The organism is Variovorax boronicumulans (genome assembly GCF_030812215.1).
GTDB classification, from domain to species: domain Bacteria; phylum Pseudomonadota; class Gammaproteobacteria; order Burkholderiales; family Burkholderiaceae_C; genus Variovorax; species Variovorax boronicumulans_C.
In genome coordinates, this window is record NZ_JAUSSG010000008.1 from 365674 (window position 1) to 390228 (window position 24555).

28 protein-coding genes and 1 tRNA gene are annotated in these 24555 nt (G+C 65.5%); all 29 read left to right on the top strand.

Annotation, left to right across the window (positions count from 1 at the left end; genetic code table 11):
• Positions 1-103 precede the first annotated feature (103 nt).
• Positions 104-820: a response regulator transcription factor gene (locus J2W23_RS22345; protein ID WP_307650283.1), complete on the top strand. Its 717-nt coding sequence runs from the start codon at positions 104-106 to the stop codon at positions 818-820.
• Between the two features lie 180 nt (positions 821-1000).
• Entirely contained in the window at positions 1001-1618 is a 618-nt protein-coding gene (gene petA / locus J2W23_RS22350; RefSeq protein ID WP_042579116.1) for a ubiquinol-cytochrome c reductase iron-sulfur subunit, read from the top strand.
• 14 nt (positions 1619-1632) lie between these two features.
• Positions 1633-3069, top strand: coding sequence for a cytochrome b (locus J2W23_RS22355; RefSeq protein ID WP_176660418.1), 1437 nt, complete (start codon positions 1633-1635; stop codon positions 3067-3069).
• Positions 3070-3108: 39 nt separating this feature from the next.
• On the top strand, positions 3109-3894 hold the full coding sequence (locus J2W23_RS22360; protein ID WP_307650284.1) for a cytochrome c1: 786 nt from the start codon (positions 3109-3111) through the stop codon (positions 3892-3894).
• 97 nt (positions 3895-3991) lie between these two features.
• Positions 3992-4603 carry a glutathione S-transferase N-terminal domain-containing protein gene (locus tag J2W23_RS22365; RefSeq protein WP_013539743.1) on the top strand — a complete coding sequence of 204 codons (612 nt, stop codon included), beginning with the start codon at positions 3992-3994 and terminating at the stop codon, positions 4601-4603.
• A 141-nt stretch (positions 4604-4744) separates the two neighbouring features.
• Positions 4745-5311 carry a ClpXP protease specificity-enhancing factor gene (locus tag J2W23_RS22370; protein ID WP_307650285.1) on the top strand — a complete coding sequence of 189 codons (567 nt, stop codon included), beginning with the start codon at positions 4745-4747 and terminating at the stop codon, positions 5309-5311.
• 45 nt (positions 5312-5356) lie between these two features.
• Positions 5357-5432: transfer RNA gene (locus tag J2W23_RS22375), tRNA-Thr, on the top strand.
• 237 nt (positions 5433-5669) lie between these two features.
• Positions 5670-5936 (top strand): flagellar biosynthetic protein FliQ, encoded by a 267-nt coding sequence (locus J2W23_RS22380; protein ID WP_307599007.1) that lies wholly within the window; start codon positions 5670-5672, stop codon positions 5934-5936.
• Between the two features lie 13 nt (positions 5937-5949).
• Entirely contained in the window at positions 5950-6747 is a 798-nt protein-coding gene (locus tag J2W23_RS22385) for a flagellar biosynthetic protein FliR (protein WP_307650286.1), read from the top strand.
• On the top strand, positions 6747-7847 hold the full coding sequence (locus J2W23_RS22390) for an EscU/YscU/HrcU family type III secretion system export apparatus switch protein (protein ID WP_307650287.1): 1101 nt from the start codon (positions 6747-6749) through the stop codon (positions 7845-7847). Before J2W23_RS22385 ends, J2W23_RS22390 begins: the two co-directional genes overlap by 1 nt.
• Positions 7844-9940, top strand: a complete 2097-nt coding sequence (gene flhA / locus J2W23_RS22395) for a flagellar biosynthesis protein FlhA (RefSeq protein ID WP_307650288.1) — start codon at positions 7844-7846, stop codon at positions 9938-9940. The genes J2W23_RS22390 and flhA overlap by 4 nt, the downstream gene beginning before the upstream one ends.
• A gap of 16 nt (positions 9941-9956) precedes the next feature.
• The gene (locus tag J2W23_RS22400; protein WP_307650289.1) at positions 9957-10733 is read left to right on the top strand and encodes a flagellar hook-basal body protein; all 777 of its coding nucleotides are present in this window, start codon (positions 9957-9959) and stop codon (positions 10731-10733) included.
• A gap of 50 nt (positions 10734-10783) precedes the next feature.
• Positions 10784-11572, top strand: a complete 789-nt coding sequence (flgG, locus tag J2W23_RS22405) for a flagellar basal-body rod protein FlgG (protein WP_307650290.1) — start codon at positions 10784-10786, stop codon at positions 11570-11572.
• Positions 11556-12629 carry a flagellar basal body P-ring formation chaperone FlgA gene (gene flgA, locus J2W23_RS22410; RefSeq protein ID WP_307650291.1) on the top strand — a complete coding sequence of 358 codons (1074 nt, stop codon included), beginning with the start codon at positions 11556-11558 and terminating at the stop codon, positions 12627-12629. Before flgG ends, flgA begins: the two co-directional genes overlap by 17 nt.
• Positions 12626-13231, top strand: a complete 606-nt coding sequence (locus tag J2W23_RS22415; RefSeq protein ID WP_307650292.1) for a flagellar basal body L-ring protein FlgH — start codon at positions 12626-12628, stop codon at positions 13229-13231. Before flgA ends, J2W23_RS22415 begins: the two co-directional genes overlap by 4 nt.
• Positions 13231-14367 (top strand): flagellar basal body P-ring protein FlgI, encoded by a 1137-nt coding sequence (locus J2W23_RS22420; protein WP_307650293.1) that lies wholly within the window; start codon positions 13231-13233, stop codon positions 14365-14367. The genes J2W23_RS22415 and J2W23_RS22420 overlap by 1 nt, the downstream gene beginning before the upstream one ends.
• A 67-nt stretch (positions 14368-14434) precedes the next feature.
• The gene (locus J2W23_RS22425; RefSeq protein WP_307650294.1) at positions 14435-14818 is read left to right on the top strand and encodes a flagellar basal body rod protein FlgB; all 384 of its coding nucleotides are present in this window, start codon (positions 14435-14437) and stop codon (positions 14816-14818) included.
• A 3-nt stretch (positions 14819-14821) separates the two neighbouring features.
• Complete coding sequence (gene flgC, locus J2W23_RS22430) at positions 14822-15298, top strand: flagellar basal body rod protein FlgC (RefSeq protein ID WP_307650295.1); 477 nt, start codon at positions 14822-14824, stop codon at positions 15296-15298.
• Complete coding sequence (gene fliE, locus J2W23_RS22435; RefSeq protein WP_307650296.1) at positions 15295-15651, top strand: flagellar hook-basal body complex protein FliE; 357 nt, start codon at positions 15295-15297, stop codon at positions 15649-15651. Before flgC ends, fliE begins: the two co-directional genes overlap by 4 nt.
• A complete protein-coding gene (fliF, locus tag J2W23_RS22440) occupies positions 15648-17129 on the top strand; it encodes a flagellar basal-body MS-ring/collar protein FliF (RefSeq protein ID WP_307650297.1) in 1482 nt (493 codons plus the stop codon). The genes fliE and fliF overlap by 4 nt, the downstream gene beginning before the upstream one ends.
• Positions 17126-17785, top strand: coding sequence for a hypothetical protein (locus tag J2W23_RS22445; protein ID WP_307650298.1), 660 nt, complete (start codon positions 17126-17128; stop codon positions 17783-17785). The genes fliF and J2W23_RS22445 overlap by 4 nt, the downstream gene beginning before the upstream one ends.
• Positions 17782-18693 carry a FliH/SctL family protein gene (locus J2W23_RS22450; RefSeq protein WP_307650299.1) on the top strand — a complete coding sequence of 304 codons (912 nt, stop codon included), beginning with the start codon at positions 17782-17784 and terminating at the stop codon, positions 18691-18693. Before J2W23_RS22445 ends, J2W23_RS22450 begins: the two co-directional genes overlap by 4 nt.
• A 1-nt stretch (position 18694) precedes the next feature.
• A complete protein-coding gene (locus J2W23_RS22455) occupies positions 18695-20119 on the top strand; it encodes a FliI/YscN family ATPase (RefSeq protein ID WP_307650300.1) in 1425 nt (474 codons plus the stop codon).
• Entirely contained in the window at positions 20116-20631 is a 516-nt protein-coding gene (locus J2W23_RS22460) for a hypothetical protein (protein ID WP_307650301.1), read from the top strand. Before J2W23_RS22455 ends, J2W23_RS22460 begins: the two co-directional genes overlap by 4 nt.
• The gene (locus tag J2W23_RS22465; RefSeq protein WP_307650302.1) at positions 20628-21491 is read left to right on the top strand and encodes a hypothetical protein; all 864 of its coding nucleotides are present in this window, start codon (positions 20628-20630) and stop codon (positions 21489-21491) included. The genes J2W23_RS22460 and J2W23_RS22465 overlap by 4 nt, the downstream gene beginning before the upstream one ends.
• Entirely contained in the window at positions 21491-21892 is a 402-nt protein-coding gene (locus J2W23_RS22470; protein WP_307650303.1) for a flagellar hook capping FlgD N-terminal domain-containing protein, read from the top strand. The genes J2W23_RS22465 and J2W23_RS22470 overlap by 1 nt, the downstream gene beginning before the upstream one ends.
• Before the next feature lie 42 nt (positions 21893-21934).
• Positions 21935-23128, top strand: coding sequence for a flagellar hook protein FlgE (locus tag J2W23_RS22475; protein ID WP_307650305.1), 1194 nt, complete (start codon positions 21935-21937; stop codon positions 23126-23128).
• A complete protein-coding gene (locus J2W23_RS22480; RefSeq protein ID WP_307650306.1) occupies positions 23125-24084 on the top strand; it encodes a FliM/FliN family flagellar motor C-terminal domain-containing protein in 960 nt (319 codons plus the stop codon). The genes J2W23_RS22475 and J2W23_RS22480 overlap by 4 nt, the downstream gene beginning before the upstream one ends.
• Positions 24081-24533, top strand: a complete 453-nt coding sequence (locus J2W23_RS22485) for a FliM/FliN family flagellar motor switch protein (protein WP_307650307.1) — start codon at positions 24081-24083, stop codon at positions 24531-24533. The genes J2W23_RS22480 and J2W23_RS22485 overlap by 4 nt, the downstream gene beginning before the upstream one ends.
• Positions 24534-24555: the final 22 nt, after the last annotated feature.

Consider the following 24555-nt stretch of genomic DNA (forward strand, 5'->3'; position numbering starts at 1 on the left):
AACGAAAGTCAACATCTGGAAGCTGCCTCGGGGTAGCAAATAGGGGCGTCGCGTGGCCATCAATTTTTCTTGCCAGCCTTTGAGAACAGCACCGGTGTCGTCGGTGCCGCAACTGTCTTACCTGAGCACCTTCCACGGCGCGCTCATCGTCGAAGACGATCCTTCGGTGGCCGATCGCATGCGCTGCATCCTGGGCAAGCTTGCGCCGGGCCGCCGCGTGGTGGTGGCTTCCACGCGCGCCGAGGCGTGCAACCTGCTGGCCTCGCTGCCCTACGACCTCGTGCTGGTCGGCATGCGCCTGCCGCGCCGCGACGGTGTCGCGCTGATCCGGCATGTGCGCGAGACCTACCGGCACATCGAGACCGTCGCCATGTCGCCCACAGACGATCACGAGCTGGTGAACGCCGCGATCTCCGCGGGTGCCGTCGGCTACCTGCTGACGGAAGCGGACGACGCGGAACTCTCTTTCCTGCTGCGCTCGATCGAGCGCGGCGGTGCGCCGATGGACTCTCGGGTCGCACGGCGCATCCTCGGGCTGATCGCCGCATCGGCGAAGACGCGGACGATCGAGCCCATCCGGACCGCGCCGCGCGCCGAGCTCCGCGCCGAACCTTCGTCGGCACCGGCGCTGCTCTCGCCGCGCGAGCTCAAGGTGCTGCGGTTGATTGCGCAGGGATGGAGCAACCGGCAGATCGCGGAGGCGGTCTACCTGTCGGTCAACACGATCGAATTCCACGCCAAGAGCATCTACCGCAAGCTCGCGGTCAAGTCCCGGACCCAGGCGGTCCACGAGGCAATGCAGCACGGTCTTCTGAACTGAAGCCCGCCCGGGCGGCGCCTCTCGCGCAGCCCTCGCCGCCGCATGGCGCGCGATCCCGCGGCGCATCGCGCCCGTCGTCGGTTGCCCGCCACGCGCATGGCAGCCATTGAATATCCCTTCGGCGCCCCGCTACAATCGCGGGTTGACCCCTGCTCCAGCGAAGAAGACAAGAGGATCCCCATGAGTGACATGACCTCCGGCTCGCCCCGGATCGACACAAGCAAGCGGACGTGGTTGATCGCATCCAGCTGTGCCGGCGTAGCGGGTGGCGTGGCCACCGTAGTTCCATTTGTGAGCACCTTCCAGCCGTCGGAGAAGGCCAAGGCCGCCGGTGCCGCTGTCGAAGTCGACATCTCGGCGCTGAAGGTCGGCGAGAAAATGACCGTCGAATGGCGCGGCAAGCCGGTCTGGATCCTCAAGCGCTCGCCCGAGCAGGTCGCGGAGCTCCCCAAGCTGGACGGCCAGCTGGCCGATCCGCTCTCCAAGCGTCACCCTGACGAATTCACTCCCAAGTACGCCCAGAACGAGCATCGCTCGATCAAGCCGGAAGTGCTGGTCGTGGTTGGCATCTGCACCCACCTGGGCTGCTCGCCCGTGGACCGCCTGCAGGCCGGCCCCCAGCCTTCGCTGCCAGCCGACTGGGAAGGCGGCTTCCTCTGCCCTTGCCACGGTTCGACATTCGACCTGGCCGGCCGCGTCTTCAAGAACAAGCCCGCACCCGACAACCTGCCTGTGCCCCCGCACATGTACCTGTCGGATACCAAGCTCCTGATCGGTGAAGACTCCAAGAAGGCCTGAGGCAGAAGAAGAACATGGCTGAATTCCACGAAATTTCCCCCAACGCGCCCGCCGGCGCGAAGCTGCTCAACTGGGTCGACAACCGCTTCCCGCTGACCAAGCTCTGGAACGACCAGTGGGGCAAGTACTACGCGCCGAAGAACTTCAACTTCTGGTACATCTTCGGCTCGCTGGCGATGCTGGTCCTCGTGATCCAGATCGTCACCGGCATCTTCCTCGTCATGCACTACAAGCCCGACGCGAACCAGGCGTTCGCATCGGTCGAGTACATCATGCGCGACGTGCCCTGGGGCTGGCTCATCCGCTACATCCACTCGACGGGCGCCTCGGCGTTCTTCATCGTGGTGTACCTGCACATGTTCCGCGGCCTCATGTACGGCAGCTACCGCAAGCCCCGCGAGCTGATCTGGGTGTTCGGCTGCGCGATCTTCCTGTGCCTCATGGCCGAAGCCTTCATGGGCTACCTGCTGCCGTGGGGCCAGATGTCCTACTGGGGCGCCCAGGTGATCGTGAACCTGTTCGCCGCCATCCCGTTCATCGGTCCTGACCTGGCCCTGCTGATTCGTGGCGACTACGTGGTGAGCGACGCCACGCTCAACCGCTTCTTCAGCTTCCACGTGATCGCCGTGCCGCTGGTGCTGCTCGGCCTCGTGGTGGCCCACCTGATCGCGCTGCACGAAGTGGGTTCCAACAACCCCGACGGCATCGAGATCAAGGCCAATCGCGGTCCCGACGGCCACCCGGTCGACGGTATTCCGTCGCATCCGTACTACACGGTGCACGACATCTTCGGCGTGGTGGTTTTCCTCACGATCTTCTCGGCGGTGATCTTCTTCGCGCCCGAAGCCGGTGGGTACTTCCTCGAGTACAACAACTTCATCCCGGCCGATTCGCTGAAGACGCCGAACCACATCGCTCCGGTCTGGTACTTCACGCCGTTCTATTCGATGCTGCGTGCGACCACCGACGACATGGTCAACGTGTTCGCCATCATCATCGGCCTGGCCGCCATCCTGAACTTCGTCAAGGGCAAGTCGGGCACGGCGCTGAAGATCGCGATCGTCGTCGTGGCGGCCGTGGCCATCTTCCTGCTCAAGGCCTTCGACGCCAAGTTCTGGGGCGTGGTCGTGATGGGCGGCTCGGTCATCATCCTGTTCTTCCTGCCATGGCTGGACCACAGCGAAGTCAAGTCGATCCGCTATCGCCCCGACTGGCACAAGTATGTGTACGGCTTCTTCGTCTTCTTCTTCCTGATCCTGGGCTATCTCGGCATCCAGCCGCCCGGCGTCTGGGGCAACCTGGTCATCGGCTCCTTCGCCCTCGACATCGCCCAGACCATCTCGCAGATCGGCACGCTCTTCTACTTCGGCTTCTTCCTCCTGATGCCCTGGTGGAGCCGCAAGGGCGAATTCAAGCCCGTGCCCGAGCGCGTGGTCTTCGCCGCGCATTGAGACGAGACACGAGAAGTGCAAGAGCTTGAGAGAAACACGATGAAGAAAAGAATTTCCGGCTGGCTCGCGGTCATGGCTACCTTGGGTCTGGCGCTGGGGCTGACCTTCTCCGCCCCCGCATCGGCCGAATCGGGCGGCCTGGCGTGGGACAAGGCGCCCAACAAGACGACCGATGTGCAGGCCCTGCAGAACGGCGCCAAGCTGTTCGTCAACTACTGCCTCAACTGCCACTCGGCCGCCTTCATGCGCTACAACCGCCTGCAGGACATCGGCATCACCGAGCAGCAGATCAAGGACAACCTTCTGTTCACGACCGACAAGGTCGGCGAAACCATGAAGGCCAACATCGATGCGCGCCAGGCCAAGGACTGGTTCGGCACCACGCCGCCCGACCTCACGCTGGTCGCGCGTTCGCGTGCCGGCCACGGCGGCACCGGCGCCGATTACCTCTACACCTTCCTTCGCACCTTCTACCGCGACGACACCAAGGCCACCGGCTGGAACAACCTCGTGTTCCCGAGCGTCGCCATGCCCAACCCCCTGTGGGAACTGCAGGGCGAGCGCCGGCCGGTCTACACCAAGGTCGAGCAGCATGGCCACGCAACCGAAGTCTTCACCGGCAAGTGGGAACAGGTCACTCCCGGCACCCTGACGCCGGTGCAGTACGACAATGCCGTCGGCGACCTGGTGAGCTACCTTCAGTGGATGGCCGAGCCCGCGCAGAACACCCGCATCCGTATCGGCGTCTGGGTCCTGCTGTTCCTGGCCATGTCGGTGGTTTTCGTGTGGCGACTGAACGCCTCGTACTGGAAAGACGTCAAGTAGTTCCGTCCACGCCGACCGGCCATGCCTCGTGCATCCGGTCCCACAGAGTGGGTTGCCAACGCGACCCACTCTTTTTGATTTTTAGGAGTCTCTCGCCATGATGGTCTTGTATTCAGGAACGACCTGCCCCTTTTCCCACCGCTGCCGCTTCGTTCTGTTCGAAAAGGGCATGGACTTCGAGATCCGCGACGTCGATCTCTACAACAAGCCCGAAGACATCAGCGTGATGAATCCGTATGGCCAGGTGCCGATCCTGGTCGAGCGCGACCTGATCCTGTACGAGTCGAACATCATCAACGAGTACATCGACGAGCGCTTCCCGCATCCGCAACTGATGCCCGGCGACCCGGTCGACCGCGCCCGCGTGCGCCTGTTCCTGCTCAACTTCGAGAAGGAATTGTTCGTGCACGTGTCCACGCTGGAGAACCGCACCACCAAGGGCAACGAGAAGACCATCGAAAAGGCTCGTTCGCACATCCGCGACCGCCTGACGCAGCTGGCGCCCGTGTTCCTCAAGAACAAGTACATGCTGGGCGACAACTTCTCCATGCTCGACGTGGCCATCGCGCCGCTGCTCTGGCGCCTGGACTACTACGGCATCGATCTCAGCAAGAACGCGGCGCCGCTCCTGAAGTACGCTGAGCGCATCTTCTCGCGCCCGGCCTACATCGAAGCGCTCACGCCCTCCGAAAAGGTCATGCGCAAGTAAATAGGCTCTCCCCCAGGCTTCGCGCACTTCGTGTCGCTTCGCCAACCCCCTTCCGGGGGCAACACCAGCGGCCCGGCAAAGCCGGTTCCGCGGTGTTCCGCGAAAAGTCAGAAGTTTGCGATTGCACGGTAGAAAATTTTCATGATCAACGCGCTCGAGTCGTCTTCCACCCGCCCGTACCTCATCCGGGCGCTGTACGAATGGTGCACCGACAACGGGTTCACGCCCTATGTCGCGGTGCAGGTCGACGACACCGTCCAGGTTCCGCGTGAGTACGTGAAGAACGGCGAGATCGTGCTCAACATCAGCTTCGATGCGACCAGCTCGCTCAAGCTGGGCAACGATTTCATCGAGTTCAAGGCCCGCTTTGCGGGCAGCGCGCGAGAAATCAGCGTGCCGGTGGGGCGCGTGATCGCGATCTACGCGCGCGAGAACGGGCAGGGCATGGCGTTTCCCGCACCGGCGCCCGCGGTCGACAGCGGCGGCGATGTGCCGGCTTCGCCCACGGGGCCTGCGCGCATGCCTTTGCGTGACGCTTCGCGTGGCACCGAAGGCGATGCCGGCAAGATCGTCCATCTGGTGACGGGCGAGGAAGGCGGCGAAGTGCTCGATGCCGACTCTGCCGGCACGACCACGGACCCCGTCGACGAGCCGCCGCGCCCGCCGGCCGGTGGCGGTTCGCGGCCGTCGCTCAAGCGCGTCAAGTAGGCGCTTGCAACGGCCTACTAGAATCACGCACTTCGAAGAAATTCAGCCGCTTTAGCTCAATTGGTAGAGCACCCGCCTTGTAAGCGGAAGGTCGTCAGTTCGATTCCGACAAGCGGCACCAATATTAAATACAAAGTAATCAGTTAAACCCCCTGGATGAGGACTCGTCCAGGGGGTTTTTTTATTTCCTTTTCCTGAGGGGTCTTATTGGGAGTAATGAATTGGTTCTAGTGAACTGGAATTCAATTTAATTAGTTACCATTACGTTAGAATTACTTCAACTGGTTATTGGCCCAGTTTCATTTCTTCCATTTCACGAGAAGAATGGGTCAAAGTGAGAAAGAGGGAGGGAGGGAGCATGCATGCGGACCTAGCATTGAAGATGATGTCAGACCTGTTTTGGACAGGATTGCTGGTGTGTCTTCCTTTGCTCGGGTTGACCATGCTGGTGGGTGTGGTGATCAGTGTTCTGCAGGTGGTCACCCAGGTTCAGGAAATGTCGCTGACATTCGTTCCCAAGCTCTTCACCGCAGGCGCCGTCATGATCCTGGCCGGCCCCTGGATGCTTCGCAAGCTCACCCAGTTCACCGTTCAGCTCTGGAGCAGCATTCCGTCGATGTTCTGAACCGGTGCCTGAAGTGAATGCCTTCCAGTTGAACTCGTCGTGGCTGTCTCTCGTAGGACTGCTTGCCTTGCGCGTGGCCGCAACCTTGCTGATGACCCCGGTTTTTTATGCCGTGCCATTGCCCGCTTCTGTCCGGATGCTGGTGATCGTCAGTATCTCCGTCGCATTGGCGGCGGGTCTGCCGGTTGTTGCAGGACCGTTGATGAGCTGGGATGCCCTGCTTTTCGCCGCAATGTCCGAACTCGCCCTTGGAGCCGTGTTGGGCCTCGGCATCCTGCTGGCCTTCGGCGCGTTTGCTGTTGCCGGGCAATTGCTCGATGTCCAACTGGGATTCGGCATCGCGCAGGTGGTCGATCCGGTCACGAAGCGGCCGGTCCCGATTCTTACTTCCGCCTTCGGTTACCTCGCAGTCCTGATGTTCTTTCTTGTCAACGGACATCACGCGCTGCTGCGAGGCATCGGCTATAGCCTGGAGCGATTTCCAGTCGGTGCGCCGTGGTCGGTGGCAGGCGCTGCGGCTCCGATCCTGAAGCAGACGGCCGGCCTCTTCAGTCTTGGGTTCGCACTGGCTGCGCCGGTGGTGTTCTGCATCCTGCTGGTCGAGTTCGCATTGGGCGTCGTCGGCCGCAACCTGCCGCAGATGAACATGTTCACGATGGGCATTCCCGTGAAGATTCTCGTCGGCCTCGTGGCGCTTTCGCTCTGGTTCATGGGCATTGGCGGCGTCATGACGAGAACCTACGCAAGCATTGCCACCACGTGGGAAGGCATCTTCGTTGCCGCGCCGGCACCGCAAGGACTGGGACGCTGATGGCCGAGCAGGATCTCGATCGCAACGAAGCGGCCACGCCGTACAAGCTGCAGAAGGCGCGCGAGCGCGGGCAGACGGCAAAGAGCACGGATGTCGTGGCGGCTGTCGTATTCGCAGTCGCCGTCGTCTATCTGAACTGGCGCGGGTTTGGTGCCGTGTCGAACCAGTTCCGCTTCGACCAGGCCTTGCTGATCCATGCCGGCCGGATGGATGTTTCCGGTGTGGGCCTCTGGCCGATGATCGACCGCGCATTGCGCGCTGCGCTCATGCTGTCCGCTCCCTTCTTCGCCACCGTCATGCTGGCAGCGGTCATCGGCAACATGATGCAGACCGGCCCGATCCTTTCCTTCGAACCCGTGAAGATGGATTTCGACCGTATCAACCCGGTCAATGGCCTGAAGAAGCTGTTCTCGATGCGCGTGCTCTTCGATACCGCACGAGCGTTGATCAAGCTGACGCTGCTGACCCTGGTTGCCGTTCTCGGCCTCAAGGCGTTGACCAGCCAGTTCTATGCGCTGGCCTCCCTGTCGGCTGTCGGCTATCTGCATATCCTGCTCGACGACCTGGCAAGCATCGGCCTGAAGATGGCGTTGGTGCTCGGTCTCATCGCCTTGCTCGACCTCATGTACACGCGGCGCGAATTCGCAAAGAAGATGCGAATGAGCCAGCGCGAACTCAAGGACGAAGCCAAGCACCGCGAAGGCGACCCTCGCATCCGCGCCCGGTTGCGTGAACTGCGCCGCGACATGCTCAAGCGAAGCCTGGCGCTGCGCCAGACGCGCAATGCGGATGTGGTGATCACCAACCCGACGCACATCGCCGTGGCGCTGAAGTACGAGCACGGTCGCATGGCGTCGCCGCAACTGCTGGCCAAGGGAGCCGGCCACATGGCCGCTGCCATGCGCGAGATCGCGGCCCGCCATCGCATTCCCGTGGTCCAGAACCCGGCACTGGCACGGCGCATCTACAAGGAGTTGCCGGTGGATCATCCCGTGCCGCCGGAACTTTATGCGCAGGTCGCGCGCATCATCGTCTGGGTCTTTGCCATGCGCGAGCAGCAGCAACAACGCGGCCGCACCGCAACAGGGGCCGCATCTTGAACGCATTCGCGCGTGTTCTTGGCAAGCACAGCGACATCGCGCTGGTGCTGCTCGTGCTCGGTGTGCTGGTGGTGCTGTTTGCACCCATCCCCAGCGGCCTGCTCGACTTCCTGATCCTGAGCAATTTCAGCTTTGCATTCCTGGTCCTGCTCCTGACCTTCTACATGGCCAGGCCGGTAGAGTTCTCGACCTTCCCTTCGCTGCTGCTGATCGCCACGCTGTTCCGCCTGTCGCTCAACGTCGCGGCCACGCGGCTGATTCTTTCGGATGGCGATGCGGGCCGGGTGATTGGCGCCATCGGTGCCTTCGTGGTGGGCGGCAACTACGTCATCGGCCTGATCGTCTTCCTGATCCTTATCGTGGTTCAGTACGTGGTGGTGACGAGCGGCGCGCAGCGCGTCTCGGAGGTGGCTGCGCGCTTCACGCTCGACAGCATGCCGGGCCAGCAGATGAGCATCGATGCCGACCTCAACATGGGCTTCATCGACCAGGCCGAGGCCCAGCGCCGGCGCAAGAACATCGAGAAGGAAGCCGGTTTCTACGGCGCCATGGACGGCGCCAGCAAGTTCGTCAAGGGCGATGCGATCGCGGGCATCATCATCCTGCTGATCAACATCATCGGCGGGCTGGTGATCGGCGTGATGCAGCATGGCATGCCCTGGGGTCAGGCCCTGCAGACCTACACGCTGCTGACTATCGGCGATGGCATCGTGACGCAGGTGCCGGCGCTCGTTATTGCGGTGGGCACCGGCATCATCGTGACGCGGTCCGCCTCCGATGCCAACCTGAGCCGAGAGGCATTGCGCCAGGTGGGCTCGTTTCCGAAGACGCTGCTGCTGGTGGCAATGGCGCTTGGCGGCCTGTTGTTTCTGCCCGGTATTCCAGCCTTGCCGACGCTGGCGCTCACCGTCTGCTTCCTGGTGATTGCAACCTTGCTTTATCGCGCGGCCAAGGCCAAGGCGAACGATGCCGGTGCACCCGCGACCGCTGGCGCGGCCGCAACCGGTGACATGGCCCCGGCGGCCGACGGCTCGCCGGCTTCGCAGAGCGACGACCCCTACTCACTGCTGCAGGTGGAGCCCATCGAGGTCCATCTCGGAACCAACTGGGTGCCGGTGATCAACCAGCCGGGCAGCGTCTTCATGGAGCGGATCTCCACGTTCCGCAAGCAACATGCGCAGGAGTTCGGCCTCGTGCTGCCGCGTGTACGTTTCAAGGATTCGGCGCGGCTGTCGGCGGACCGCTACGAGATTCACCTCGACGGTGTGCTGGTCGGCAAGGGCGAGGCGCGTGCCGACAGATTGCTTGCGATCCATCCGGCCGGCGACACCAAGTCCGTTCCGGGCGAGCCGACCCGCGACCCGACCTACGGCCTGCCCGCGCTCTGGATCGAAGAGAGCCAGCGCGAAGCTGCCAGCCAGGCGAAGTACACGCTGGTCGACGCGCCCACGGTCTTCATGACGCATCTCACGGAGATGCTCCGGCGCGAGTCCGCGACGCTGCTCACGCGCGCCGAGGTCGACCGTTTGCTTTCCCGCGTTCGTCAGAGCCAGCCGGGACTGGTCGAGGAACTGATACCCACGGTGCTCTCGTCCAGCGATGTGCAGAAGGTCCTGCAGAACCTGCTGCGGGAGAAGGTCTCGATCCGCCACGTCGAAGCGATTCTCGAAACGTTGGCCGATGCGGGACGCACGACCCGCGATGCCAACCAACTGACCGAGATCGTTCGCCAGCGGCTGGGACACGCCATCTGCCAGGGCCTTCTCGGCGAGGCGACTTCGTTGCAGGTGCTCACGCTCGATCCCGCGATCGAAAGCCAGTTCCTGCAAAGCGTTCATGTGGCCACCGAAGCTGGAGGGGCGCAGCCCTTCGTGCTCGATCCGCGCCTGACCGAGCAGCTAATGAAGCGCCTGGTGCAGCAGGCCGAACGCATGATGAAAAGCAATCTCTTGCCGGTGCTGCTCTGCGCCCCCGAGCTGCGGCGCCATGTGCGTTCGCTGTCCGAGCGGGTGATGCCTCACCTGCGCGTGCTGTCCATGTCCGAAGTGCCGCACACCATCGAGCTGAAATCCTTCAGCGTCGTCCAGCTCTGAAATCCCAGGAACCCCCATGACCGACGTACTTGCCATCAGCCTGCAGAGCATGCAGCAGGACATGGCGCGCCTCGAACGCATCAGCATGAACATGGCGAATGCCACCACCCCCGGCTACAAGCGGGAGGTCGCCTCGTCGTTGCCGATGAACACGGGCACTTTCGCCGACGCGATGCGCAGCGTCGGTGCCGCCCGGGGCGATGTGTCGGGCAGCACCGCGGCAGCCGGGACGCTGCTGATCCAGACGGACGCCCGCCCCGGCACCCTCAAGTCGACCGGCCAGAACCTGGACGTCGCGTTGACCATGCCGGGCTTCTTCGAAATCTCCACCGAGGCCGGCCTTGCCTACACGCGCCAGGGCAGCTGGCAGCTGGACGCGCGTGGCCGCCTGGTCACTGCGCAAGGCAATCCGGTGATGGGGCAGGGCGGCGAGATCGTGCTCACGCGTCCCAACCCCGTGATCGACGCCGCGGGGCAGGTGTTCGAGTCCAAGCCCGGCGGAGGTGCCGAAGCCACACCCGTTGCGCAGTTGAAGGTCGTGCAGTTCGACAACGCCAAGGACTTCAGGCGCGTCGGCGACGGCCTCCTCAGTACCGAACAGGCACCCACCCAACTCGCGGACGGCGATGTGCAACTGCGCCAGGGCTTTCTCGAGAACTCCAACGTGAGCTCGATGCAGGAAATGGTGCAGTTGATCCAGTCGATGCGGCACTTCGAATCGATGCAGCGGGTCGCGCTCGGCTACGACGAAATGATCGGCGGCGCGGTGCGCAAACTCGGCGACCTTTCATAGCCCACGCCGCGCACCGCCTCCCCACACTTTTTTCAACAGGGACACACACCATGTTCGATGCCCTCTACATCAGCGCCACCGGCATGCAGGCGCAGCAGCTGAATGTCGACACCATTGCCAACAACCTGGCCAACGTCAACACGACCGGATTCAAGAAAAGCAAGATCAGCTTCACCGACCTCATGGTCCGCGAGGCCGGGCGCACGGCCCCTTCGCTGGAAGAGGCGGGCATCCTCGGTGGTGGGAGTCGCCTGGGTGCCGGCGTGGGCATCGCCTCGACCTCCAAGTTGTTCGACATGGGTGATCTCAAGAAGACCGAGTCGGCCTTCGACATTGCCATCCAGGGCGAGGGCTTGCTCGAGGTGACGATGCCCGACGGTTCCAGCGCTTACACGCGCGGCGGCACCTTCAAGATCAATCGCGACGGCTTGCTGGCGACGTCGGGCGGTTTTCCGCTCAAGCCCAACCTCGCCATTCCGGACAACGCGCAGAACATGCAGATCGACAGCGACGGGCGCGTGCGCATCCAGGTCGCGGGCCAGGCCACGCCGGTCGAGATCGGCCAGCTGGAACTGGTGCGGTTCACGAGTCCCGCGGGCCTGATGGCACAGGGCGACAACCTCTATCGCTCAAGCTCCAATTCCGGTGAGGCCATCTCAGGCAAGGCGGCCGAGGACGGCATGGGCAATCTGGCCCAGGGCTTCCTGGAAGGATCGAACGTCAAGCTGACCGAAGAAATGGTGAGCCTCATGGTGGCCCAACGCGTGTACGAGGCCAACGTGAAGGTCATGCAGGCATCGGATGAGATGCTGGGAATGATCAATGGCCTGCGCAAATAGCAGCGCGCGGGCCGCGCTGCGGGCCGTGTGCACAGCCGTTCCGGCGGTCGCCGCGCTGGCGCTGCCGGCGTTCGCGGCCGGGCAATCGCCAGTCGAGTCCCCGATCTCGATCGAACTGCGTCCGCAGGTCAAGCTCGATCAGTCCAGCGTCCGCCTGGGCGATATTGCCTACCTGACCGCACGCGACCTGCCGACGTTGCGCCGGTTGATGGCGCTTCCGCTCGGCCCGGCGCCGAGGCCCGGTTCGCCGGCCACGCTGGACCGCGACACCATCGTGCGATGGGTCGAGGCGCGCAGCGGCCTGCAGACCGTGGACAGCGCCATGCGCGTGCAGTCGCCCGCCATTCAGTGGACCGGTGCCAGCGAAACCGAAATCGAAAGCGCCGCGCAGCAACTGCCCGGCGAAACGGTGGTGAATGCGGCGCGTTCGGCACTTCTGAACTGGCTTTCCCAGCGCAGCGTTCGCGCCGAGGTCGAGCCCGTGTCCACCGCCCGCGACTTGTTCCTGCCGCCCGGTGCAACGACGTTGCGGGTGCGGCCCCTGGCCAACCAGACACAGCCGACGCGGCGAATGCTGGTGTGGGTCGATGCCTGGGTCGATGACCGCTTCGTGCGAACGACGGCCGTGACCTTCGAGGTCGGCGCATGGGCGCCTGTCACCGTGGCCGCCACGGGCGTCGGTCGCGGTGCGACCGTCGATGCGGTCATGCTTCGCGGTGCAACGGAAACGCGCGAGGTCGACCTGACCACGGTCAGGCAGGGCAAGCCGGTTGCCACCAAGGCGGGCGGCGAACTGGCGGACGGCAGCGAGCGCCTGCGGCGCCCGCTGCGTCCGGGCGAAGTGCTGACCAGCGCACACCTCGAGGCCACGCCCGCGGTGCTGCGCGGCAACTGGGCGCACCTCTTGGCGCGCAGCGGCGATGTGTCGGTCGAAAGCCGTGTCGAGGTGCTCCAGGACGGTCGCCAGGGCCAGGTTGTGCGCGTCAAGGTGCCTGGGTCGAGTGGTGAAGTGCTGGCGCGAGTGACCGGGCCTGGCCAAGTCGAGGTGCAGCCATGAGGGTTTCACTGCTGAAAAAAGGATGCGTGGGCCTCTGCCTGGCGGCGCTCGCCCTGGGGTTGTCCGCATCCCTGCCAGCGACGGCCGAGAGCCTTTACCAAGAGGGCAGCTTTCGTCCGCTCACCGCAGACAACAAGGCCTTCCGCGTTGGGGATTCCCTCACCGTCCAGGTCTTCGAGAACTCGTCGGCATCGACCAGTGCCGACACCGGCACGCGGCGCAACAACGACATCTCCGGTTCGGTCACGCAGACCGGCAACAGGGTGGTGGGGCAACTCGGCATCGGTGTGGCGGGCGGGTTCGACGGCGGAGGCCGCACCCAGCGAGCCAACAAGCTGCTTGCCACGCTGACCGTGACGGTGAAGGAAGTGCTCGCCAGCGGCGAACTGCGCGTGGCCGGCGAGCAGCTGCTGACGGTCAACGAGGAGTTGCAGAAGGTCAACCTGGAAGGACGCGTGCGTCCGCAGGACATCTCCGACGGCAATGTGGTCCTGTCGACCCGCATGGCCGATGCCCGCATCACCTATGTGGGCGAGGGTGACGTGACCGACCGCTCGCGCCGCAGCGGATGGCGAAAAGTTTTTGATTGGCTGGGATTCTGATGCGCCGGATCACTTCAAACCTGTCGCTGCGCCGTGCGCTTGCCGTCGCCCTGTTGTGCGTGGGCCTCTCCGTCGCGCATGCGGCAGATGCCATCCGCGTCAAGGACCTGGGCAAGCTCAAGGGCTGGCGCGACAACGCGCTCTTCGGCACGGGCATCGTCACCGGCCTCGCCGGCACCGGCGACTCGCCGGCGAACCGCACCACGCGCCAGTCGCTCGCCAACGTGCTGTCGCAGTTCAACCTGACGATCGCGCCGGAGGCGGTGCAGAGCCGCAACGTCGCCGTCGTGATGGTCAGCGCGAGCCTGCCGACCTTCGCGCGCGAAGGCGACACGCTCGACGTGACCGTGAGCTCGGCCGGCGATGCGCGCAGCCTGGTCGGCGGCACACTGCTGATCACGCCGCTGAAGGGCGCGAACGGCCGGGTCTATGCGCTGGCCCAGGGCGGCCTGTCGGTCGGCGGCTACCGCTACGACGCGAACGGCAACGTGGTCCAGAAGAACCACCCGACGTCCGGGTCGGTGCCGAACGGCGCAACGGTCGAAGTGGGCGTCAACGCGTCCATGCTCGACGAGCAGCAGAGCGTGACCTTCGTGCTCTCCGAGCCCGACTACACCACGGCCAGCCGGGTCGCGACCGCCATCAACAGCCAACTGGGCGGCGGCATGGCGAAGGCAAAAGACGCCTCCGGCATCGAGATCGCCGTGCCTCCGGCGCAACGCGGCGAGCTGGTGAGCCTCTTCACCCGCATCGAGAACGTGATGGTCGAGCCTGACCGGCGCGCCAAGGTGGTCATCAACGAACGCACCGGCACGGTGGTGTCGGGTGGCGATGTGCGCATCTCGAAGGTGGCCATCTCGCACGGCGACATCAAGATCGCGATCTCCAGTCAGAACACCGCCTCGCAGCCGTTCAACATCTGGAACGGCGGCCCGGACATCCGCACCGCGATCGTGACCAACACCCGCATCGATGTCGACGAGCAGGGCGGCACCGGCTTCGTGACCGGGTCCAACACCGTGTCCGACCTGGTGCAGTCGCTCGCGCGGCTCAAGACCAGCACGCGCGACGTGATCTCGATCCTTCGCGCCGTCAAGGCCGCGGGTGCACTGCACGGCGAACTGGTGGTCCAGTGACCCTGTCGCATTGCCCTGCACCAGACGATTCAAAACCCACCACCCCAGGAAGCCTCCGGAGACAGACATGACAGATGGAATCGAAGCCGTAACCCGATCGGTGGTGGCGCTGGCGCTCGACGCGGCGAGCCTGCGGCAGCAGGCAATCTCGGCCAACATCGCCAACGCCAACGCGGTCGGCTATGTGCCGCAGCGCGTGAGCTTCGAAGACCAGCTCGTGGACGCGCGGCGCAGCATGGAACAGACGGGACGCGTCGATGCATTCGCTCTGGGCGACGTCCGCCCGCGCATGGAGGCCATCGTGGACAGCCAGGGCATCCCCGCGCAGGTGCAGTTGGACATGGAGGCGGCCGACATGGCCCGCAACGCCGTGCAGTACCAGGCGCTCGTCAAAGGCCTTTCGCGCCATCTCTCAATTCTTTCAATGGCTGCCGGCGACGGCAGGAAATAAGCCATGGACTACATGCAATCCTTTGCCATCAGCGCGGCCGGCATGAATGTCGAGCGCATGCGCGTCGATGTCGCGGCGCTCAACCTGGCCAATGCCAACACGGTGCAGGGCGTGGGCGGAAGCAGCTACCAGCCGCTTCGCGTGCTCGCGGAAGCCCAGACATCCGCAGGCGCACTGGCAGGCACCGATACCGGCGGCTTTGGCGCATTGGTGAGCCAAGGGCTGGAAGGTGGCGACGTCGCGTCGCTGGCCGCACCCACGGCGCGCATTGTTCCTGCGAACGTCGCGCCCCGGCTGGTGTACGAGCCTGGCCATCCCCTGGCCAACGAGCACGGCTTCGTGGCCTATGCGGCCGTCGATACCGCAACCGAGATGGTCAGCATGATGAGCGCCACCCGCGCCTACGAGGCAAACGTGTCGGCCATGAACACGGCGCGCACCTTGGCCCTCAGGGCACTGGATATCGGGAGCGGCGCATGAGTTCCTTTCTTCCCGTGGAGGCGCTTTCCGCGCTCTCGCAGCAGGCGCAGTCCATGGTGGCGGCGGTCAATACCGAGGCGCTGCAAGGCCCTGCGATGGCCATGGCTCCGGATGCTTCGGCCGCGCCGGTCGCCGGCTCGTTCGGCCAACTGGTGTCCAACGGCCTCTCCCAGGTCAACGGCCAGTTGATCGGCAGCCAGGTCGACCTGCAGAAGCTCGCGATGGGCGAGGCGCAGAACCTGCACCAGATCATGATCAACATGGAGGAAAGCCGCGTTTCCTTCCAGCTGATGATGCAGGTGCGCAACCGCCTGCTTGAGGCCTACCAAGACATCATGAAGATGCCGATATGAATTTCTGGCAAGGACTCACGCAGCGCGCGCGCGCCGGACTCATCGGCGGGGCGCTGCTCATCTTGCTGGCGACTGCCGGCGTTGCATGGTGGGCATTTCACACCGAGTACCAGGCGCTTTTCACCGACCTGAAGCCGCAGGATGCGCAGGCCATGACGGCGGAACTCGAGCGGCTGAAGATTCCATACCGCTTGGGCGACAGCGGCACCGCGATTCTGGTCGACAAGGCAACGGTGCACGCCACTCGCATCAAGCTGATGGGCAAGGAACTGCCGCTGCAAGGCGCGGTCGGGCTCGAGCTGTTCAACAACACCGACTTCGGCATGACCGAGTTCGCGCAGAAGATCAACTACCAGCGCGCGCTGCAGGGTGAGCTCACCCGCACGATCCAGTCGCTGTCGGAAGTGCGCGAAGTCCGTGTGCTGCTGGCGCTGCCCGAGCAAGGGCTGTTCAAGCAGGCCACCTCGAAGGCGAAAGCATCGATCACCCTCACCATGCGCCAGGGCCAGGCCCTGCGCGCGGAGCAGGTGGTCGGCGTCCAGCGCCTGGTGGCCGCCGCCGTGCCCGGCATGGCGACGCAGGACGTCACGATCGTCGACGGCCACGGCGTGGCGCTCACGCGTCCGGAGGGCGGCAACGGCGAAGCGGAAGTGAACGGCGCGCGGCTCGAACTCAAGCGCGATACCGAGGCCTACCTCGCGCGCAAGGTCGCCGCAGTTCTGGACCGCAGCTTCGGCGCCGGCCAGGCCCTGGCCAGCGTCGATGTGACGCTGAACATGGACCAGATCCGCACCACCACCGAAGACGTGTTGCCCGCCGCATCGCGCTCGGGCTTGCAGGCCACGGGCGTGGTGGTGCGCGAACGCGAAGTTCTGCGCGACAGCGGCTCGTCGCTCGACACCAAGGTGAGCGATGCCGGTGGTTCGCGCAACGGCAGCGCGCAGCGCGACGTCGAATACGCCGTCGGGCGCCGCGTCGAACAAGTGGTGAGCCAACCCGGCTCGATCCGCCGCATCCAGGTGGTGGCGGTGGTGCGCAAGGCACTGGACGCTGCGCAAGAGGAGCAACTGCGCAAGGTCATCGCCGCAGCGGTGGGGGCCTCGATCGACCGCGGCGATGCGGTGGTCGTGCAGTCGCTGGTGGGTGGTGCGATCCAGGCACCCGATGCATCGGCTGGTGCCGTGGGCAATGCCGAGGCCGCAACGGCCGAGGAGAGCGTTGCCACCAACCCCGTGGGTGCAGCGCTGTCCGACAAGGGCCTTCCTTCCCTGCTGCAACTGCTGGTCGGCGGACTCCTGATCGCCGTCCTGGCCGTGCTGCTTGTCAAGGCCGGCCGTCGCGGCACGCCGCCGGGCGGCAAGGATTCCGGCCGGGCGTCGCTCTCGGAAGCAGAGCGCGCAGCCGCCCTGCAAAGGGTGCGCGACTGGATGCGCGAACCCGGCACCGGACCCGTGGGCGCGAGAGGGCGCAACGGATGATGCAGGTACCCCGTCCTTTTGCTGCAGCGAGCGCCGGTGCAGGCGTGCCCGAGTCGCGCGGCGCGCGCCACGCGGCATTGCTGCTGCACGCGATGTCTCCGCAGGACCGTTCATGGATGCTCGAGTCGCTGCCGGCGGCGGAGCGCGCGGGCTTGGTGCCGCTCCTGGCGGAGCTGGAGGCCCTGGGCATCGAAAGAGATCCCACGTTGATCGACGACGCGACCTCCGGTGCGTCCGCCGCTGTGATGCCGGAGCAGGACTCTGCGGCCGTAGCCCCGCATCCCCTGTCGGACGAAGCCATGCTCCGTGCGATCGACGGCAGCCAGGTGCGTGAACTCGTCGCGTGCCTGCGTACGGAGCCGGTGGGCTTGATCGCCGAGTGGCTGCGGCTGGCGGACTGGCCATGGCACGAAGACTTTCTTTCCGCGCTGGAGCTTGGCCAGCGGAGGCGCATCGAGGCCAGCCTGTCCGCTAAGGCGCCCGGGTTCGAGACGCCGCCCGGCCTGCGCGCGGCGTTGATCGCTGCGGTGGCGGCACGGTTGCGGGAGCAGCAGCCCGCGGCCGAAGCGCCCGCGGCAGCGCCGTGGCACAGACTGACGCATTCGTTCAGGCAAGTCTTTCGCGGCGCATCGTCGCGCAGGAGCTGGCGCCGATGAATCCCGGATTGCCACGCCAGGGCGATGCTTCGGCGCCAGACGCCGAGGCGCGCGCGCAGGCGGTCGTGCTGCGCGATGTCGTCATGCAGGGGCAGGTGGCGCTGGCGCGTCCGCGTGGGCGCGACGGCCAGCAGGCGCCGGTGCAGCCTTCCTCGCCCGGACTGGTATCGGTGCCATCCAGCCGCAATACGAAGCCCGGTGCGCCGGTGCAGGGCGCGGAAGCGTCTGTACCGACCGGTTCCACTGGCGGCGCACCCGATGCCTGGGCCGACCTGGCCCGGGTGGAGGAAGAAGCCCGCCAGCGAGGCTACGAAGAAGGTTTTGCCAAAGGCAACATCGAAGGTCGTGCACGTGGCGACGAAGAGGCCAGGCAGCTCGCCGCGCAGTCCGCCGAAAAGGCGGCCCGCGAAATCGAGGATCACGCTGAACGCATGGCGCGCGAGCTCAAGCAGCAGGCCCAGGCCGGCTACCAGGCACGCGTCCAGGTGTTGGATGGCCTGATTGCAGCGCTGCCGCCAAAGATCGAAGCGCGATTGGCTGCGGCGGAAGACGACATGCTCGCACTGTGCTTCGAGGTTGTCTGCCGTACGCTGGGCAACAGCGCCGCGCAGCCCGAGGCATTGCGCGCGCAGCTGGCGCGGGCGATGGACAGCCTGCGCAGCCGCAAGCTGGTGGCGATCCACATGCACCCCGACGACTTGGCGATGCTCCAGAAGGGCCAGGACCCGTCGCAGGCCCTCATGGGCGGCAACGACGTGCAATGGGTCGCCAGCGCTGAAGTGGCGCTGGGTGGCTGCATCCTGCAATCGGCCGAAGGCGGACTCGACGCCCGCTTCGAAACCCAGCTGGCCGCGCTGCGCGAATTGCTGCTGCAAACCCGGGTTGCGGCCCGCACCGCGGAGGCTTGAGTTGAGCACGCTCGACGTCTACCGCGAAGCCGTGAAGGGTGCCGAGCTGCACCGCCGCATCGGCTGGGTGAAGGAAATGCAGGGCCTCGCCATCGACGCGCTCGGCCCCGACGCCGCCGTGGGCGAACTCTGCCGGATCATGGTCAGGACGCAGGATCGTTTCGACGGCGTGGCCAAGGATGGCGACATGAAGAGCCAGCCCGGGGTGCTTGCCGAAGTGGTGGGCCTCAAGCCCGGCCGCGTCACCCTGATGCCCTACGGGTCGGTCGAAGGCATCGCCGTCGGCTGCGAGGTGCGTGCACTTGGGGCGGAGTCGCAGATCGGCGTGGGCAACAGCCTGCTGGGCCGCGTGGTCGATGGATTCGGTGATCCGCTGGACGGCAAGCCCCGGCCGTTGACCGAGGTACGCAGGCCGTTGAAGGCCGCGCCCATCAACCCGATGCAGCGCCCGCCCATCGACCGTGTATTGGAGACCGGCATCCGCGCCATCGACGGCCTGCTCACGCTCGGGCAGGGCCAGCGCATCGGCATCTTCGCGGGCAGCGGTGTCGGAAAGAGCACTTTGCTCGGCTTGCTGGCGCGTCACGTCAAGACGCATGCCAACGCCGCCACCGGCGCCGCGCAGGCCAACATCAACGTGATCGCGCTCATCGGCGAGCGGGGCCGCGAGGTGCGCGAGTTCATCGAGAAGCAACTCGGACCCGAGGGACTGGCACGCTCGGTCGTGGTGGTCGCCACCTCCGACCAGCCCGCGCTGGCCCGCTTGCGCGCGGCCTATGCTGCGCTCGCCATCGCGGAGTTCTTTCGCGACGGGGGTCACAACGTGCTGCTCACCATGGACTCGATCACCCGCTTCGCAATGGCGCGGCGTGAGGTCGGGCTCTCCGCCGGTGAGCCGCCGACGGCGCGCGGCTATACGCCCTCGGTCTTTGCCGAACTGCCGGAGCTTTGCGAGCGCTGCGGTACCGCGCCGGGCGGCGGCTCGATCACCGCGCTGCTTACCGTGCTCGTCGAGGGTGACGACCTCAACGAGCCCGTGTCGGATGCGCTGCGCGCCATCCTCGACGGCCACGTCGTGCTGTCGCGGCATCTTGCGCACCGGGGGCACTACCCAGCCATCGACGTGCTCAAGAGCGTGAGCCGGCTGATGCCCGAGCTCGCCGACAAGGAACAGCGGGCGCTGGCGGTGTCGGCGGTGCAGCAGCTGGCCGTACTGGAGCGCAACCGGCAGATGATCGACATCGGTGCGTACGAAAAGGGCTCCAGTCCCGAACTGGACCGGGCGATCGAACTCGAGCCCGGACTGCAGGCGTGGCTCCGGCAGAGCACGGGTGGCGTCTCCCGCGCAGAGGCCATTCAAGGGCTGCGCGACGTGCTCGCGCCGGCACCCGCGTCTGCTGGCGCACCCACCGGACGCAAGCCATGAACACCACCTCGACCAGAGACGTTGCGCCCGCGCGCGACGTCGATGTGCGCGGCTTCGTCTACGCACTCGAGCCGGTGCGCCAGCGGCAGCAGTGGCGCATGGACAAGCTCATGGCGTCGCTCGCGCGCGCGCAGCAGGCACTCGCCGAAACCGAAGCCCGCATGGCCGAGGTGCAGGCGATGCACGACGAACAGGCCAGCAAGGCCGGGCAGGCGCTCGTGCAGCGCATGGATCCCGGCGCCCACAGGGCCGCGCTCGGTTTCCTGACGCATCTGCGCGATCAATGGCGGGACCTTGATGCGAAGCGCAAGGAGCAACTGGCCAAAAGAGACCAACTGCGCAAGGACTGCATGGCATTGCAGCTGCGCCTCGACGGAATGACCCAGCACAAGGAGGATGCCTTGACGCAATACGCCGACGAAGTCCGCCAGCGCAACAGCAATGAGCAGGACCGCGACTGGCTCGCGCGCTCGGCCGGCGCGCGCGGCCGCAACGTGGAGCCGTCGCAATGAGCACGAACCATACCTCGGCCGCCGCGCGCCATGCAGCCGCCGTGCCCGCGCGGCAGGGCTCGCCCGCAGGGCAGGGCGATACCGCGCAGCAGCAAGTGGCCTGGCAGCGCGAGATGGAGCGGGCGCAGATGGCAAGCTGGTTCAAGCCCCCCGTTGCCGCCGGCAAGGACGGCACCGCGGCGGCGCCGGCCAGTGCGCCCGAAGCACCGGCTCGCGGCAGGACGAATGCTGTCGCGCAGGCTCCGCGTGTGATCGGCGGCGCCAATCCGGTTGCCGTCACGCCTCCATTGGGCATGCCCATGGAGCCGCGCGCGGTGGCGGGCCTGCCAATCGGTGCGACCGATATCTTCGGCAGTGCTGCACAGGCGCCGCGTGCGGCCGTGCGGTTCTTCGCGGAGATGCGTCCCGCCGTCGCCGCGGAAGCACCTCGGGAAACCAAGGCACCGCCGGATGTGCAACTGCACCGCGGCGCAAGCTTGCTTCCGGCCGTCGGCGAGCCCGCGGACAACAGCGCTGCGGACGCCGAGGCCGACGCGGTCGCCGAACCCCGAACACAAATGTCGTCCGCACCCGATGTGCAGGCGCCCGTGCGCCTGCATGAAGAGTCCATGCCCGAAGGTCAGGCCGTGTGGATCGCGATGCGCGCGGACGACGATGCGCTAGCGGCCATGCTGCCCCGCATCGTGGCGGACCTTCAACGCGGCATGCAGGACCGCGGCCAGCGCCTCCATCAGGTCGTGTGCAACGGACGCCTTGTGTGGCGCGACGGTGCCGAGGCAATGGCGACTGGCGACACATCCATTCCGGGTAGCGAGAGCCGCCCGACCACGGTCGATTCATTTCATTCAAAGGGGGCGTGATGGCAATCGATGCAATAGGTGCCGCAGGCACTACCAACCTGCAGGCCAACAGCCTGGGCATGGAGGACTTCCTCAAGATCCTTCTGACACAGCTGACCTACCAGGACCCGCTCAAACCCATGGACAACCAGCAGTTCATGGCGCAGATGGCCCAGTTCACAAGCCTGGAGCAGACCCAGCAGCTCAACAACAAGATCGCGACGCTGATCACCAACCAGGCCGCGCTGCAGTCGGTGGGCCTGATCGGAAAAACCGTCGATATCACGACCGCGAGCGGCACCGCGAGCGGCACCGTGAGCGCGCTTTCGCTCTCGGGCGATTCGCCGCTCCTCACGGTTCGCACGTCGGCGGGCGCCACGCTCACCAACATTTCGCTCAGCCAGCTGGTGTCGGTGCGATGACTGCCGCGCGGCCTCCCCTGAATCCGCAAGAAAGGATGTCCCATGCTTGAGTCCATCTACGTCGGCATGACCGGGTTGCTCGGCTACTCGCGCGGCCTGCGCGTGATTGCCAACAACACCGCCAACATCAACACGCCGGGCTTCAAGAGTTCGAGCCTGCAGTTCGCGGACATGTTCTATACAGGCGGCAACCTGAGCGGCGGCAACGCCAGCCAGAACTACGACCAGGTCGGGTTCGGCCTCAACACCACCGGCACCGCGATGTCGTTCAAGCAGGGCGAACTGCGCCAGACCGGCAACGACCTCGACATGGCGGTCGACGGGCAGGGCCTCTTCGTGCTGCAGGACGCGGAAGGCAAGACCACCTACACCCGCGCCGGCCAGTTCAAGTTCGACGACAACGGCGTGCTGGTGAGCCGCAGTGGCGGCGAGAAGGTCATGGGGATGGATGCCAATGGAAACTTGGTCGAGATCACCCTGGCAGGGCAGTTGCAGAACCAGGGTAAACCGACAACGAAGATCAAGTTCGAGGGCCTCCTGTCGAATACGGAGAGCGTCATTCCTGCCGTGGGAAATGTTCAGGTTGTCGATGCGGGAGGGGTGACGCATACGTTGAACGTAAGGTTCACTGTCATCAGCGCGACGACCACCGAGGGGGCCACGGTGAAGGTCGAATTGATGGACGGCACCACTGTCGCGGGAACTGGGCAGATGGTCTTCCTCAATGGCTCGCCGACGCCGGAAACAAGTTTGGTGAACATGACCTATGTACCTGCCGGCCAGCCGCCCATGGCGCTGACCTTGGATTTCAGCACCGACGTGAAGCGCCTTGCCGGCATCACGACCGTCACGATGAAATCCCAGGACGGCGTGGGGCCCGGCACGCTCAGCGGCACAGCCTTCGACGGCAACGGCGTGCTCCGCATGACCTATTCGAACAGCCAGACCACCAAGGGCGCACGCCTGGCACTCGCGCGTTTCGACTCACCCGATGCCGTGGGCTCGGTGGGCAACAACCAGTTCGAAATTCTGAACAAGAACGCCTGGCACTTCGGCTCGGCCGGTGAAGGCGCATTCGGCACCGTGCGCGCGGGCCAGATCGAAATTTCCAATGTCGACCTGTCGCAGGAGTTCAGCGACCTGGTGATCATGCAGCGCGGCTACCAGGCCAGCTCGCAGGTGATCTCCACCGCCAACGACATGCTGCAGGAACTGTTCTCGATGAAGAGCAAATGAACGCCTTGTCTCCCCGCGGTGCAGCGGCCTCCATGCTGCTCGACCCTTCCGAATCGGTGCTCAGGGCACGCCCCCTGCGCAGCTGGGAAGCTGCGCAGAAAGAGGCCGTGCGCGTATTTTTCGTCGCGCTGCATCGCGACTGGGGTGCCGAGTGGCTTCCTGTGCGCGAAGGCGTATCGGCACAGGTCGAGGTCGAGGTTGCCGAGCCCGAAGGCACCTTGGTGCTGGCGGGGGACGATATCGCCTGCTGGTCGTTTGCCGAAGCGCCGCGGCGTGCCGGCGCACCGGCTGCGGAGTCCCTGCCGCGTGCGCCCAGAGATTCATCGCAGGCGGCCCTGCAGGCACTGGCGGACCGCATGTTCGCGTTCGACCTCGCCACCTCCGCCACGGCGCCCGTCGCACCGGCGGTCGCACCCGCGATGGTTCGTGCCGCATGGACCGATTGGCTGCAGCGCCTGGGCAAGTTGCTCGGGGGCTTCGCGCTCGAGCCGCAGCCGGCGAAAGGAACGCCGGGAACGAGCGTTCCTTCGGACCCCTGGTCCGGCGTTCTCTGCGTGCGCTGGAACTGGTGCGGCGGCGTCTGGAGCCTCGGTTTGCCGCATGCTGTGGTGGCGGCCCTGCTGGGCAGCCAGGCGACGAAAAAAACGGTCCCCGCTGCACCTGCGCAGAAGCTGCCGAAGGCGCGTCTCGATCAAGCCCTGGCCGGAGAACGCGTGGCGCTGCGCGTCATGCTCGAGGGCGCCGAACTGAACCTGGGCCAGCTCCAGGAGCTGCGCCTGGACGACGTGATCCCGCTGGAGCACCTGCTCGATTCACCCGCGCTGGTCATCGGCACGGACGGCACGCCCGTGTGCCGCGGCTGGCTGGGGCAAAGCGACGGCCGCATCGCCATCGAACTGGCCGTGCCCGCAACCCCCAACCCGAACACCCATCCATCGAAGGAAAAAACACCATGACGAAAGCCCTGGAAGGAATCGTTGCCGACAACCGCTCCGGCGCAGCCAATACCGCGGCCGAGGGACGCGGCGAGCTTCGTGCACGTCCCCAGCAGGCCAGCGGCCTGCCCACCGCGCAGATCATCGCCTTGCCCGACCTGCATGCCGACGCCGACGGCGGTGCCGCGAACCACGCGGCCGATGCGCCGATCCTGAAAGACTGGAACCCGCTGCACCAGATCAAGGCGAAGCTGCAGGTGTGCGTTGGCGAAGCCACCATTTCCGTCGGCGAGCTGCTGGGCGCCAAAGAGCACCAGGTGCTGCGCCTGGACCGCGGGTTCGACCAGCCGGTCGACCTCACCATCGAAGGCAAGGTCGTGGCGCGCGGCCAATTGGTGGCGGTCGACGGACACTTTGCAGTTCGCATCACCGAACTGCCCGTTGCCTTGGGCCTGGCCTCGGGATCCTGACGGATGCATGCTGTGTTGCGGT

Bases quoted from the DNA above. Each gene is read 5' to 3' on its own strand.
- petA (WP_042579116.1), top strand. From the start codon at position 1,001: ATGAGTGACATGACCTCCGGCTCGCCCCGGATCGACACAAGCAAGCGG.
- J2W23_RS22355 (WP_176660418.1), top strand. From the start codon at position 1,633: ATGGCTGAATTCCACGAAATTTCCCCCAACGCGCCCGCCGGCGCGAAG.
- J2W23_RS22360 (WP_307650284.1), top strand. From the start codon at position 3,109: ATGAAGAAAAGAATTTCCGGCTGGCTCGCGGTCATGGCTACCTTGGGT.
- J2W23_RS22365 (WP_013539743.1), top strand. From the start codon at position 3,992: ATGATGGTCTTGTATTCAGGAACGACCTGCCCCTTTTCCCACCGCTGC.
- J2W23_RS22370 (WP_307650285.1), top strand. From the start codon at position 4,745: ATGATCAACGCGCTCGAGTCGTCTTCCACCCGCCCGTACCTCATCCGG.
- J2W23_RS22380 (WP_307599007.1), top strand. From the start codon at position 5,670: ATGCATGCGGACCTAGCATTGAAGATGATGTCAGACCTGTTTTGGACA.
- J2W23_RS22390 (WP_307650287.1), top strand. From the start codon at position 6,747: ATGGCCGAGCAGGATCTCGATCGCAACGAAGCGGCCACGCCGTACAAG.
- J2W23_RS22400 (WP_307650289.1), top strand. From the start codon at position 9,957: ATGACCGACGTACTTGCCATCAGCCTGCAGAGCATGCAGCAGGACATG.
- flgG (WP_307650290.1), top strand. From the start codon at position 10,784: ATGTTCGATGCCCTCTACATCAGCGCCACCGGCATGCAGGCGCAGCAG.
- flgA (WP_307650291.1), top strand. From the start codon at position 11,556: ATGGCCTGCGCAAATAGCAGCGCGCGGGCCGCGCTGCGGGCCGTGTGC.
- J2W23_RS22415 (WP_307650292.1), top strand. From the start codon at position 12,626: ATGAGGGTTTCACTGCTGAAAAAAGGATGCGTGGGCCTCTGCCTGGCG.
- J2W23_RS22420 (WP_307650293.1), top strand. From the start codon at position 13,231: ATGCGCCGGATCACTTCAAACCTGTCGCTGCGCCGTGCGCTTGCCGTC.
- J2W23_RS22425 (WP_307650294.1), top strand. From the start codon at position 14,435: ATGACAGATGGAATCGAAGCCGTAACCCGATCGGTGGTGGCGCTGGCG.
- flgC (WP_307650295.1), top strand. From the start codon at position 14,822: ATGGACTACATGCAATCCTTTGCCATCAGCGCGGCCGGCATGAATGTC.
- fliE (WP_307650296.1), top strand. From the start codon at position 15,295: ATGAGTTCCTTTCTTCCCGTGGAGGCGCTTTCCGCGCTCTCGCAGCAG.
- fliF (WP_307650297.1), top strand. From the start codon at position 15,648: ATGAATTTCTGGCAAGGACTCACGCAGCGCGCGCGCGCCGGACTCATC.
- J2W23_RS22445 (WP_307650298.1), top strand. From the start codon at position 17,126: ATGATGCAGGTACCCCGTCCTTTTGCTGCAGCGAGCGCCGGTGCAGGC.
- J2W23_RS22450 (WP_307650299.1), top strand. From the start codon at position 17,782: ATGAATCCCGGATTGCCACGCCAGGGCGATGCTTCGGCGCCAGACGCC.
- J2W23_RS22460 (WP_307650301.1), top strand. From the start codon at position 20,116: ATGAACACCACCTCGACCAGAGACGTTGCGCCCGCGCGCGACGTCGAT.
- J2W23_RS22465 (WP_307650302.1), top strand. From the start codon at position 20,628: ATGAGCACGAACCATACCTCGGCCGCCGCGCGCCATGCAGCCGCCGTG.
- J2W23_RS22470 (WP_307650303.1), top strand. From the start codon at position 21,491: ATGGCAATCGATGCAATAGGTGCCGCAGGCACTACCAACCTGCAGGCC.
- J2W23_RS22475 (WP_307650305.1), top strand. From the start codon at position 21,935: ATGCTTGAGTCCATCTACGTCGGCATGACCGGGTTGCTCGGCTACTCG.
- J2W23_RS22480 (WP_307650306.1), top strand. From the start codon at position 23,125: ATGAACGCCTTGTCTCCCCGCGGTGCAGCGGCCTCCATGCTGCTCGAC.
- J2W23_RS22485 (WP_307650307.1), top strand. From the start codon at position 24,081: ATGACGAAAGCCCTGGAAGGAATCGTTGCCGACAACCGCTCCGGCGCA.